12 protein-coding genes and 1 tRNA gene are annotated in these 11,949 nt (G+C 64.4%); 7 read left to right on the top strand and 6 right to left on the bottom strand.

What is annotated here, in order from left to right:
• Positions 1–62 precede the first annotated feature (62 nt).
• Positions 63–809 (bottom strand): phosphoglyceromutase, encoded by a 747-nt coding sequence (locus AC3WJU_RS20490; RefSeq protein ID WP_284988797.1) that lies wholly within the window; start codon positions 807–809, stop codon positions 63–65.
• A gap of 133 nt (positions 810–942) precedes the next feature.
• On the opposite strand from AC3WJU_RS20490, the gene AC3WJU_RS20485 reads away from it, so the two are divergent.
• Positions 943–1,755 (top strand): class I SAM-dependent methyltransferase, encoded by an 813-nt coding sequence (locus tag AC3WJU_RS20485; RefSeq protein WP_445286212.1) that lies wholly within the window; start codon positions 943–945, stop codon positions 1,753–1,755.
• A 37-nt stretch (positions 1,756–1,792) separates the two neighbouring features.
• Here AC3WJU_RS20485 and AC3WJU_RS20480 read toward each other — a convergent pair whose 3' ends face one another.
• On the bottom strand, positions 1,793–2,131 hold the full coding sequence (locus tag AC3WJU_RS20480; RefSeq protein ID WP_306962709.1) for a DUF2516 family protein: 339 nt from the start codon (positions 2,129–2,131) through the stop codon (positions 1,793–1,795).
• A 10-nt stretch (positions 2,132–2,141) separates the two neighbouring features.
• Positions 2,142–3,326 carry a trans-sulfuration enzyme family protein gene (locus AC3WJU_RS20475; protein ID WP_492260708.1) on the bottom strand — a complete coding sequence of 395 codons (1,185 nt, stop codon included), beginning with the start codon at positions 3,324–3,326 and terminating at the stop codon, positions 2,142–2,144.
• Between the two features lie 174 nt (positions 3,327–3,500).
• Between AC3WJU_RS20475 and tmk the strand changes: the two genes are divergently transcribed.
• The 3 genes from tmk to AC3WJU_RS20460 are packed head-to-tail and all read left to right on the top strand — an operon-like array spanning position 3,501 to position 6,941.
• Complete coding sequence (gene tmk / locus AC3WJU_RS20470; protein WP_059388660.1) at positions 3,501–4,145, top strand: dTMP kinase; 645 nt, start codon at positions 3,501–3,503, stop codon at positions 4,143–4,145.
• Positions 4,142–5,290, top strand: coding sequence for a DNA polymerase III subunit delta' (locus AC3WJU_RS20465; protein ID WP_492260707.1), 1,149 nt, complete (start codon positions 4,142–4,144; stop codon positions 5,288–5,290). The genes tmk and AC3WJU_RS20465 overlap by 4 nt, the downstream gene beginning before the upstream one ends.
• A gap of 49 nt (positions 5,291–5,339) precedes the next feature.
• The gene (locus tag AC3WJU_RS20460; protein WP_492260706.1) at positions 5,340–6,941 is read left to right on the top strand and encodes an alpha/beta hydrolase; all 1,602 of its coding nucleotides are present in this window, start codon (positions 5,340–5,342) and stop codon (positions 6,939–6,941) included.
• Positions 6,942–6,969: 28 nt separating this feature from the next.
• On the opposite strand, the gene AC3WJU_RS20455 is transcribed toward AC3WJU_RS20460, so the two are convergent.
• Positions 6,970–7,707, bottom strand: coding sequence for an HAD-IA family hydrolase (locus AC3WJU_RS20455; protein ID WP_306962736.1), 738 nt, complete (start codon positions 7,705–7,707; stop codon positions 6,970–6,972).
• A gap of 228 nt (positions 7,708–7,935) precedes the next feature.
• On the opposite strand from AC3WJU_RS20455, the gene AC3WJU_RS20450 reads away from it, so the two are divergent.
• Together AC3WJU_RS20450 and AC3WJU_RS20445 are read left to right on the top strand one after the other, a co-directional pair.
• Positions 7,936–8,008 (top strand) — tRNA-Thr (locus AC3WJU_RS20450).
• A 1,182-nt stretch (positions 8,009–9,190) separates the two neighbouring features.
• Positions 9,191–9,334 carry a hypothetical protein gene (locus AC3WJU_RS20445; protein ID WP_492260705.1) on the top strand — a complete coding sequence of 48 codons (144 nt, stop codon included), beginning with the start codon at positions 9,191–9,193 and terminating at the stop codon, positions 9,332–9,334.
• 54 nt (positions 9,335–9,388) lie between these two features.
• On the opposite strand, the gene AC3WJU_RS20440 is transcribed toward AC3WJU_RS20445, so the two are convergent.
• Together AC3WJU_RS20440 and AC3WJU_RS20435 are read right to left on the bottom strand one after the other, a co-directional pair.
• Positions 9,389–10,195: a hypothetical protein gene (locus AC3WJU_RS20440; protein WP_492260704.1), complete on the bottom strand. Its 807-nt coding sequence runs from the start codon at positions 10,193–10,195 to the stop codon at positions 9,389–9,391.
• 89 nt (positions 10,196–10,284) lie between these two features.
• Positions 10,285–10,845: a hypothetical protein gene (locus tag AC3WJU_RS20435; protein ID WP_492260703.1), complete on the bottom strand. Its 561-nt coding sequence runs from the start codon at positions 10,843–10,845 to the stop codon at positions 10,285–10,287.
• A 506-nt stretch (positions 10,846–11,351) separates the two neighbouring features.
• Here AC3WJU_RS20435 and AC3WJU_RS20430 point away from each other — a divergent pair.
• Entirely contained in the window at positions 11,352–11,495 is a 144-nt protein-coding gene (locus tag AC3WJU_RS20430; protein ID WP_492260702.1) for a hypothetical protein, read from the top strand.
• The last annotated feature ends 454 nt before the right edge of the window (positions 11,496–11,949 follow it).

Below are 11,949 nucleotides of genomic sequence, written 5' to 3'. Positions count from 1 at the left end.
CCCCGCCCCCCCCCCCCCCCCCCCCCCCCCCCCCCCCCCCCCCCCCGTCGTTCTCTCAAAAACTACTTCTTGCCCTGGGCAGCTACAGCCTTGATGGACTCTGCCGCGGCCTCGGGGTCGAGATAGGTTCCGCCGGGGTTGATCGGCTGGAAGTTCTCGTCCAGGTCGTAGACCAGCGGGATGCCGGTGGGGATGTTGAGGCCCGCGATGTCTTCGTCGCTGATGCCGTCGAGGTGTTTGACGAGCGCGCGCAGGGAATTGCCGTGAGCCGTGACCAGGACGGTCTTGCCCGACTTGAGGTCTTCCTTGATGTCGGATTCCCAGTACGGCAGGAGACGCACGAGGACGTCCTTGAGGCATTCGGTGCGCGGGAGGGCATCGCCGAGATCCGCGTAACGGGGATCGTGTGCCTGGGAGAACTCGCTGTCGTCGGAGAGCGGGGGCGGCGGGGTGTCGTAGCTGCGGCGCCATTCCATGAACTGCTCTTCACCGAACTCAGCGAGGGTCTGGGCCTTGTCCTTGCCCTGCAAGGCGCCGTAGTGGCGCTCGTTGAGGCGCCAGTCACGCTTGACCGGGATCCAGCCGCGATCGGCCTTGTCCAAGGCGATGTTCGCGGTGTTGATGGCCCGCTTGAGCAGGGACGTGTACAGGATGTCCGGGAGAATGTTGTTCTCGACCAGAAGCTCTCCGCCGCGGGCTGCTTCCTCGCGGCCTTGGTCGTTCAGGTCGACGTCCACCCAGCCGGTGAACAGGTTCTTGGCGTTCCAGTCGCTGTGGCCGTGGCGCAGCAGAATCAGCTTGTAAGTCATGGTTTTCATCCTAAGCGATCAAGCCCTGCCGTCGCCGGGCGTTACGCCCTCCACGACGCGGGGTCACTTAGCGCCGGTGTTTGACCGCCGGATGGGCCGTAAGTGACCCCGCGTTGGAGGATAAAGTGGGACGGTGGTGCGAAAAGCGGAGCGGGTGCAGGGAAGGCGCGGCAAACCCGTCGGAAACATCACCAGGGGCACCACCAATCCCAACCGCATGCGCCGTTTGGACCGCTGGTTGGCGGGCCCGCAGGGATGGCGGCTACGCTCCGCCGTCGACCCCTTGGTAGTGGACCTTGGCTACGGCGCTTCCCCGGCCACCGCCGTCGAACTCTTCGAAAGGCTGCAGGCCGTCCGCCCGGACGTCCGCGTGTGCGGGATCGAGATCGAACCCGAGCGAGTCAGTATCGCGAAGCCCTTGGAAAGGCCCGGGCTCAGCTTCCACGTGGGCGGTTTCGAGGTTCCTGTTCCGGGCAATCCAGTGTTGGTGCGCGCCTTCAACGTACTGCGGCAATACGAGGAGTCGGACGTGGCGGGGATCTGGGCGCTCGTGCAGTCGCGGTTGGCACCGCAGGGGTTGTTCATCGACGGTACGTGTGACGAAATCGGCCGCAGGGTGACGTGGGTTGCACTGGATCCGGACCGGCCGTTGAGCCTGAGCCTGTCCATGCGGTTCGGCGGCTTCGAACTGCCCTCTGACGTGGCCGAACGCCTGCCCAAGGCACTCATCCACCGCAATATCCCCGGCGAACGCATCCATGCTTTCCTGAATGCGTTGGACCAAGCCTGGCTGGAAGCCGCACCGCTTGCGTCCTTCGGCAGCAGGCAGCGGTGGACCGCCATGTGCCAATCAATGCGCGACGCCGGTTGGCCCCTTCAGGACGGACCCTCGCGCTGGCGCTTGGGGGAACTTACGGTCGACTGGTCAGCGGTGGCCCCGGCTTAGTTGGCCGCGGGCAGGCCTGGGCCCTCGCCGGTGGGGATCACCAGGGACCGTACGGCCCCTGGTTGCGGCCGCTGTTGCCGATTTCCTTCACCGCGGGACGGACGTCCGCCAAATAGACGCACGCCGCGGTGACAGCCGCGATGCCGAAGAAGCCGAAGCCACTGCCGCCACCGAGCAGGGAAAGCCCGCCGATCACCGCTGCGATGCCGGTCAGGGCAAGCCAGAAAGTCTTGGTGCGCTTGGACGCGGCCTCAAAGGACGAGGGTTTGTGGCGCAGGCAATCGACCAGCGCCCACAGCTCCAAAGCGAAGGCGACCAGTCCCAGAATGAACCAAATCCCATTCTGGATGTTTGAAATCAAAATTTTTCCGTCCACGCCCACAAGCCTAGCGGTCAAGCGACTTGAACGCTTGCTCCAAATCCGCCCAGAGGTCTTCGACGTTCTCGATTCCGACGCTCATCCTGACCAGGTTGTCCGGCACGCTGAGCGGCTCGGCGGTGTGCCGGCGTCGGCGTTCGATGAGGGATTCGACGCCGCCCAGCGACGTCGCCGGGATCCACAACTGCAATGCACGAACCAACTGATCTGCCGCGTCGGCACCGCTGCGGGTCCCGTCTCCGGCGAGCTGGATGCAGAGGATCGAACCGAAGCCATTCATTTGGGACTTGGCCCGCTCATGGCCGGGATCGGTGGACAGGCCCGGGAAACGGATCGACTCGACGCGGGGGTGGGTACTCAGCCGCTCGGCCAGGGTTGCGGCAGAAGCTTGCGAGCGCTCGATCCGGAGTGCCAGCGTGCGCAGTCCGCGGAGCGCGAGCCAGGCCTCGAACGGGCCCGCGATGCCGCCGTGGATGATGCGGTGGTGCAGGAGTTCCCCGCGCAGCCCGGCGTCGGATGTCACCAAGGCGCCGAGTACGACGTCGGAGTGGCCGGCCAGGTATTTGGTCACCGAATGGAGCACGACGTCGGAGCCCAGGCTGAGGGGCTGCTGGACGAGCGGCGTGGAGAAGGTGTTGTCCGTGACCACGATGGCACCGGCCTCATGGGCCGCGGTGGCCAGGGCCCGGACGTCGGCGATGCCGAGCATGGGGTTGGTGGGGCTTTCGATCCACAGCATGCTGGCGGGCTTTCCATCCGCGGGGGCGAGCTGCGCCTTGACGGCGTGAGTGTCCGCGATGTCGACGGTCCGCAATTCGAGGATGCCCTTGGCCGCGAGTTCGGTGGCCATGACGAGCGATCCTGCGTAGCTGTGCGTCGGCATGACGAGGACTCCCCCGGCCGGCACGAGCGACAACGCGGAACTCACCGCTGCCAGGCCCGAGGCATACAGCAGGCCGGGCAGCTCGGCTCCTTCCAGCTGGGCCAGCGCTTCCTCGAACGGATCCCAGGTGGGGTTGGCATAGCGTCCGTAGCCGCGGTCGCCGTCGCTCAGTGCTCCCGTGCCGAAATACGTGGAGGACAGAACGATGGGCGGGTTGACGGGCTGGTCATGGCTTCGTTCGGGACGGCCTGCCGCCACCACCACAGTGTCAGGGGACAGATCTGCGGCATGTTCTCGGGAAAGACTCATTGCCCCAGCCTACGGCGCGGGGAGCGGGCGCTGGAAAGCTGTTACGGCTTCGTCTCGCCCAGCGGTAGGGTGCGTCGCGCCCGGGCGGGCGAGCGCCGTCGTCGGGCACTGTCAGAGTTCCTCTGTACGCTTAGATCCGTGACTACGCAGCGCCTCAAGCAGGACCAGAGCCCCATGCCGGACCAGCGCCCCGGACTCTTCATCGCCTTCGAAGGCGGGGACGGGGCCGGCAAGTCCACGCAGGCCGCCCGCCTGGCTGAGTCGCTCGAGTCCCTTGGCTTTTCCGTGCTGCGCACCCGGGAGCCCGGAGGCACGCCGATCGGTGAGAAGCTGCGTTCCCTCGTGCTGGACCACGGCCACGGCACTATTGATCCCCGGACCGAGGCCCTGATGTTCGCAGCCTCCCGGGCCGCCCACGCAAGCCAGGTTATCCGCCCGGCGTTGGCACAAGGCGCAGTGGTGATCACGGACCGCTATATAGACTCCTCCGTCGCTTACCAGGGCGCCGGCAGGGATCTCGGAACCGTCGACGTCAGGCGGCTCAACGAATGGGCCACCGAAGGACTCGAGCCGGACCTGACGGTCCTCCTCGACGTCCACCCGGGCGATGGCCGGGACCGCAGAACTGCCGGAGACGCTGCCGAGGACCGGCTCGAGTCGGAACCGGACGATTTCCACGCCCGCATCCGTGCCGCTTTCCTGGAACTGGCACAGGCGCGCCCGGAGACGTACCTCGTGCTGCCCGCCAAGGATGCCGTCGAGGACCTCGCCGCGCAGATCCTCCGGCGCGTGCAGGACTTACTTGGGAGCCGCACATGAGCGTCTGGGACGAGCTCCAGGGCCAAGCGCCCGTCGTCGCGCAATTGCGCGCGGCGGCCCAAGGCGAAGGCCTCACGCACGCGTGGTTGTTTACCGGACCGCCGGGTTCGGGCCGTTCCAACGCGGCCAAGGCGTTCGCGGCGGCATTGAACTGTGAGCAGGACGACGTCGCACTTCGCGGCTGCGGCGAATGCGCATCCTGCCGGACCATCCTTGGCGAGACCCACTCAGACGTGACCTTCGTGCGCACGGAGAAGGTCACCATCACCATCGAAGAAGCCCGCCAGCTGGTGTCCAAGGCCGGCGACCGGCCGGCGTCGGGCCGCTGGCGCATCATTGTGGTGGAGGACGCGGACCGTATGGCCGAGCGCACCACCAACGTACTGCTTAAGGCCATCGAGGAACCCACACCCCGGACCATCTGGATGCTGTGCGCACCGTCGCCCGCGGATGTGCTGGTCACCATCCGCTCGCGTTGCCGTCCGGTGAGCCTTCGGATTCCGCCGGCTGCCGACGTCGCCGCCCTGCTGGTGAGGCGCGACGGCGTCGACCCCGCCATCGCTGACCGGGCCGCCCGCGCTGCCCAAAGCCACATCGGCATTGCGCGTCGGTTGGCCCAAGATCCGGAGGCCAGGGAACGCCGGATGGAGACTGTCCGTTTCCCGCTGGGCCTGAGGGGCGTCACTGCCGCCGTGATGATGGCCGAAAAGCTGGTCAAGATCGCGACTGATGAAGCCAACAGCTCCAACGACGAACGCGACGCCGCCGAAAAGGTCGCCCTGCTCGCGAGCTTGGGCGCTCCGGAATCGGGCACGCTGCCGCCGTCGATGCGAAGCCAGGTGAGGCAACTTGAGGACGACCAGAAACGGCGGGCCAAGCGCTCCATCACCGATTCCCTCGACCGCACGCTGACTGATCTGCTGTCCTTCTATCGGGACGTCCTGGTCATCCAACTGGGGAACGCCGTGGAGTTGGTCAACGTTGAACTCAGGAGTGAACTGGAGGCCTATGCGGCAGGCTCCACGCCTGAAATCACCTTGGCGCGCATGGATGCCATCAACAAGGCGCGCGTGCGGATCACCACCACCAACGTGGCACCGCTGCTGGCCGTCGAGTCCATGGCGAGCAGCCTGATTCAGCAATAGCCGGATAGTTTAGAAGTACAGCACGCTTCCCCAGCCTGAGGAGAAACGCATGACCCCCGCACGACGCCGGCCCGCCGGGTCCAGTTCCAGGACACGGTTCCCCTCACTGCGGCGGGTGGCAGCGGCAGTCGCTGCCACGGTCTCCGCGAGCCTGCTGCTGAGCGGCTGCGTTTTCTCGGTACCGGCGCCCAACGATGGTGCCGGCAACGGGTCCGGCAACGTCAGCACCCCGGATGCGTCCATCGCCGCCGCGGCGCCGGCAGGACTGGAGAGTTTCTACTCCCAAAGAGTGAACTGGACGTCCTGTGAGCAGGGATTCCAGTGCGCCAACATCAAAGTGCCGGTGGACTATGCCAAACCCGATGGTGACAGCATCTCCATCGCGGCCATCCGGCTCCAGAGCCAAGGCACAAAGAAGGGTTCACTCCTGGTGAATCCCGGTGGCCCTGGCGCTTCGGGCTATGACTTCGTCAGGGACGCGGCGAAAACCCACTTCACCAGCAAGCTGCGGTCCAGCTTCGACCTGGTGGGCTTCGATCCCCGCGGCGTCAAGCGGTCGGCGCCGGTGACGTGCCTCAGCGATGCCGAGCGGGACGCTTCCCGCGAGAAGGTCTACAACTACGAAACCGACCAGGGCATCGCCGCGGCGTTGGCCGACACCAAGGCCATCAATACCAAGTGCGTGGAAAAATCCGGGCCCGCCCTGCCGCACATTGACACTGCCAGCTCCGCCAAGGACATGGACATCCTCCGTGCAGTCCTGAACGACGCAAAACTCAACTACCTGGGCTTCTCCTACGGAACGTCCCTGGGCGCCACCTATGCATCCTTGTTCCCGAACAACGTCGGCAGGCTCGTTTTGGATGGCGCTGTGGATCCGGCCCTCAACAACGAGGACCTCACTGCGGGGCAGGCCGAGGCGTTCGAAAAGGAGCTCCGCACTTATGTGGCGGATTGCCAGGCAAGATCCGGATGCCCGATGACCGGCAGCGTCGATAATGGCGTGCAGCAGATCCAGGACCTCATTACCGACGTCGAGCAGAATCCCAAGCGCGCCAAGGACGGGCGGCTGGTCACCGGGGCGACGTTCGTCAGCGGTATTTTCACCCCGCTCTACGACAACGAATCGTGGCCCGTCCTGACCCAGGCCCTGGTGGCCGCGTTCAAGGGCGACGTGTCGCTCATGCTTCGGATTGCCGACTTCGGCGCAGACCGGGACCCGAACGGCACCTACACCTCGAACACCCAGTTCGCGTTCAACGCCATCAACTGCCTTGACTACCCCATGGTCACGGACACGGCCGGGATGCGTTCCGAGGAAGCACGGCTGAAGCAGCTCTCCCCCACCTTCGGCTACTACTTCGCTTACGGCGGCATCAACTGCAAGGACTGGCCCTACAAGCCCGTGCACACGCCTGCTCCCGTGAAGTACACGGGCTCGGCGCCGGTTGTGGTTATTGGCACCACCGGGGACCCCGCGACGCCTGTCGCCTGGGCTGGTTCCCTGCGGAAACAACTCGGCAATGCTTCCCTCGTGACATGGAAGGGCGAAGGCCACACCGCCTACGGCCGCTCCAACCAGTGCGTTTCCGACGCCGTGGACAACTACTTCGTGAATGGAACGGCGCCTTCAGACGGGACTATGTGCTGAGCTTGTTCGCAAACTTGAGGCGCCCGCGCTAGAGCCGTGCCGCGCGGGGCTCAAGCAACGCAGGAAGATCCTTGACCGAAGGCACGACGGCGGTGGCGCCGGCCGCGCGCAAAGCCGCCTCGGAGTGGAAGCCAGTGAGCACGCCCACCACGGCGGAGGCGCCGGAGCGAAGGCCGGACAACATATCCGAGCTCGTGTCCCCCACCACGACGACCTCGCGGACATCATCCAGGTCAAGGGCCAAGACTGCCGTGAGAATCATGTCTGGGTAAGGGCGCCCGCGGCCGGCGTCGGCCGGGCACAGGCTGAGATCGGCCTTCCCCATCCAGCCCAGGGACTCGAGCACCATGTTCTGGGTGTGCCGGCCGAAGCCCGTAGCCAGGCAAACTTTCACGCCGGAGTCTCGCAACCAGTCGATGGTTTCCTCAGCACCTGGAATAGCCCGGACGCCACCGTCGGCAATCAGATCGTCGTAGGCGCGTTCGAAGGCCTTGTTGGCGCTCTCAGCTCGTTGTGCTTCTTCAAAAAGGTGGCTGAAGACGGTCAGCTTGGAAAAGCCCATGGTGTCCCGGGCGTAGCCGAGCATGCTTTCGAAACGGGGCGAACCAGGCTCGACGCCGGTCTCCTGCAGGGCGAGGGACATCGCCCGCTCGGTACGGCCATCGTCGGTAATCGTGGTGCCCACCATATCCAAGACAGCAAGCCGCAGCCGCTCCGCACGGTGCGCCCCGGCGTCGTCCGCGTTGATCCTCTTGCTGCTGTCCATGCTCATGGCGCCCCTTCGCTGGTTGATGACCGAAATCGTGCGGCCACGTTAGTCCGCCCAGCTTGCCCCCGGTCCGCTACGGCGGCCTGAACCCGGCGCGACGAGCGGGTGAATTCCGCAACAACGGCGCCAAGGGAGCTCCGCGCCGGGCTGTTTTGACCCGGACGAGGTGACTCTATTACAGTTGTATCTTGCGTGATTCAGCCGGTACCCGGACGATAACGCGGTGCTTCCTTAGCTCAGTCGGTAGAGCGTTTCACTCGTAATGAAAAGGTCATCAGTTCGATTCTGATAGGAAGCTCGAAAAGCCCCGCCATTCCATTGGAATGGCGGGGCTTATTTTTTGGTTCCGGGGTTCAGGGCCCTTTTATGGCCCTCTTTGCTCGGAACCCCTCCGGCGAGTTGTAGGTAGTTCATGCGCCTCACCCTATCCAAATGGCGGCACTTTCATAGGCTGAATTTGATAGATCGGCTACCGTTCCGGGGCGCAGCCTGGCGTTGTGGATTCACGGCACCAGTCGCACCCCAGCTTGGATCTGGACCTCATACTGCCGTCAGCCGGGTCCGTCCGTCGTGGTCGGCTTCTTGACGTTTCGGCCGGGCTGCCTTCCCTCCTGCGGATTGGTCCAGTCGTGACCGCGCAGATCCTGCACTCATTCGATGCGCGGGGGCCAGGGTCCGTTTGAGACTTGGTTCGCCAGTGTTCCATGGGTTGGCCACACCGGCTTATTTGCTGGTCCACCAAGTGGTCCAGTCCGGTCCATTCAAGTGGTCCACTTGCCGGTCCACCCGGTGGTCCATTCAAGTGGTCCAGAGCGGTCCATTCAGGTGGTCCACCCGGTGGTCCATTCAGGTGGTCCAGAGCGGTCCATTCAGGTGGTCCACTCGCCAGTCCAAGGCGGTCCATTCAGGTGGTCCAGAGCGGTCCATTCGCTGGTCCCATAGGTGACTGGACTTTCTCGCGGACCGGCTTTGGACTGGATTCCGAGAGATCAACACGGATAACCGCCATCGGAGGACGCGGACCAATGGCGCACGTACCGAGGCCGAAACCAACGAGCCGAAGCTCTCACCGACGCCCGTCGGCTTCTGGGCGACGGGCACGCATCATTTGTTCCCGCCGGGTGCCAGAATCCCTGAACATCTACGCCGCAGCTGCCGATGTTCCGCGGTCCTCGTCTGTGCAGTTACGGCAAGTGTTCAAGAGGCGACGGCAGAATCGACGAATCTTACCGGAATGGGGATCAAGCTGTGACCAGGAATTTCCGGACTGTGCAAGTCGCAATAATGTCCGTCGGATTGTTCTTCGTGACGGGCAGACCACAGAGCTGGCGATAGCTCCGCAGCATTTATCGATGGACCAACAGAGAAAGCGGCATGGGGTCAGCTGTTCCGGTGCATCCCGCGCTTCAAGGCCGAAGACCGGAAGCTCTGGGATGGAAGCCACCGCCACGCCTACAACTACGGATACGAAGTCCTAGGTGTGTCCGGCTTTGAGGACCGGGACACCGTCGAACGTTTCGCAGGTTTCGCCGCAAACGCGTACCAAGCAGCAGGCTGGGACCCCATGATGGACATCCACGGCGTCGTCGACGACTGGATGGCCCAGGAACGCCCGCTCGGCTAGGCAGACTGACGAAGGCCCGGTCCCGCTTGGGGCCGGGCCTTCTGCTGTCTGCGGCTACTGCGTGGGTAGGCCGGCTCGGACTTGCCAGATCAAGCCAAGGCTTTCGCCCCAGTGCCCCGGAATCCCGACGAGCACCCTGCCGCTGCCGTCTCCGGCCATGCGGAGGGTGATGGTGCTTCCGGCTGTTGGTACGGGGAAGAAGCTGATGCCCCGGGTGCCGAACCTCATGCCGATGTCCGTCGCGCCCTCCACCCCGAGCTCCAAAGCCAGTCCGCCGGGCTTCAGGGATGCGGACCGGACAATGCCGGTGACTTCCCTCCACGGAGCGGCCCCGAGGCGAGTCACTCTGCGGAGCCGGTGGATCGCGAGCACCGTCCAAAGGGTGCAGCCGGCGAGGGGGAACGCCAGCCAGACCCCTGTGAGGCCTACGGTAAAAGCGCCGGCGCACTGGCATTGCGGTAAATGGACCCACCCGTGGTCGTCCGGGGAGTAGCTCATGGTGACCACGGAACCGATGGCCGGTGCCTGCTTGCAGGGATCCCCGAACGAGACGTGGTTGCGCTGGGGCTTACCGTCGATGACTGAGCTCAGGCCGAGGTCGCAGTTGGTATATTTCGCGACATATTCACGCTGGCTGACCACGGTGGCACCCACCTGGGGCCAGTTACCCCAGAACGGCTGGCCGACGTGCCAGATGATTCCAGCTGCCGCGCCCGTAAGGATGACGAGCACGATGACAGCGGTCCGTGCCTTCCGCACCATGCGGCGACGTAGATTGTCGACCTCAAGCGCCGGGGTCTCCCCGAACGGCTTGCCGGTGACAGGCAGCTCGACGCCGGGCGCGAGTATAGCGGTGCTCATATTCCCCCGATACGGTGCGCCGTTGCGGCACGGTTATGGCGAGTATACGCAGGCGAGCCCGGTCCCGCCGTGGGGGCCGGGCTCGGTTGTCAGCGGCTAAGCGAAGCCGGGCGGACTACGTCCATCCAATCCAGGAACTCGGCGACGGTTCCGATGCGGGCAATCCGCTCGTGGATGGCCTTCTGGTCGTGGCCGGGAACGAATTCCCCGCCCGTCGTCATTTCGCCGCATCCGCACCGGCACCGCTGGCCGAGGGTGCCGTCGAACTCGGGGTCATCGAAGTACCGGACCGGGTTGCGGGCGGCGGTGACCGGGCTTGGCTTGCCGACGTACTTTTCGAAGACTGGATGTCCCTTGCCTAGGATCTTGCCGTGGATCGAGTAGCGGTCATCACGCTTCTCGTTCGGGTCGCCGCTGTAGATGGTGGTCTTTTCCAGGGAATCGATTTCGACGGCTTGGATGACGGTCCGGCCGAACGAGAAGATCGCGTACCGCTCCTTTTGTCCACGGGCGCCGATCGCCCATTCGCCGTGGTTGGCCTCGTACATCTCATCCTGGGTCATGCCGGGTTCGAAGCCGACGTAAGGGCGGCCCAGTCCGTCGTGCTCAGGGTTGACGGGCTTCTTGGCGGTGACGGTAATGTGCAGCATGTGGTGCTCCTTGACTGGAGATTAATAGATGAGACTCCCGGGTAGTTCAAGTATTAATCGAATACTGATACTTGTCAATGCCGGGAGGGTTAACTATCTGCCACGGTGGCGCTACACGCTGCGTCCGCACACATAGGAGGGACAACATCTACTCGCCTGAGGAGAAACCATGCCCAACGACGGCCGCCGTCACGTCGTAGCTGTAGAGAAGACTGTCAACGACCCGCTGCAGGAAAGTGCCAACGCCTATACCGACGCGTCGAAGTAAGTCTCCGGTCTGCCCGAGAAGACTGCAGACGACAGGGCCGACCTCCTCCGCAACTGATTCCCGGGCCGCGCTGCCATGATGGAGACCCTGGCCGGTGCGGAGCGGGCGTACGTGATCGACAGGTCGATAGGGGCATTTCTTGAGATCGGTTTCCTGCTCGGGGACCTGACCACCGGCTGGCGCCGCTAAGCACATGGGAACGGGGACGCCGGCCAGCGTCACGGTACACATGTAGCCCATGGAAACGACGTCCGGCGCGGACTTCACGGCAATCGACTTCGAGGCAGCCAACTCCGATCACGCCGGGACTGTCGGTGTTGCCGTGGTTCGCGGAGGTGCCATCGTTCACACCCGGTCTTGGCTGACCCAGCCGTCCACCTGAATCGACTCCTTCGACCCGTTCGCGACTCGCGTCCACGGGACAAGTGCGCAAATGGTGGTGAATGCGAAAGCCTTGAAAAATCTATACTCACACTGGGCGGAATCCTCGCACCTTGTATCGCGTGGCCATGACCCGGCGGTCGATGACGAGCGGCACCGGCTACAGGTTTGCTGGCTGGGACGGGACATCGTTGTGAACGTCGCGGTGTCCGGATGAAATCCGGACACCGATAAACGAACGACCGACGCCTCCCGACCGCCGACAACAAACATTCAGCACGGGGTGGCACTCGCTGGTGTGAATTCAATTGTGGGTTTACCGCCGGACCAGCCGGCGGATGGAGTCCTACCGGTCACGCTGGTGGTCCCCGCTTCGGTTTCCGGCTCTTGCCGGTCCTGAAGCCGCTCACAAATCACGCTAGCCTGCTCGATCAGGAAACCGCAACTTCTTGCCC

The sequence above is a fragment of the Arthrobacter sp. FW306-1B-F12A genome, assembly GCF_058781865.1.
Note: the sequence above shows the minus strand (reverse complement) of the source record. Positions and strands in the feature narration are given on the sequence as shown.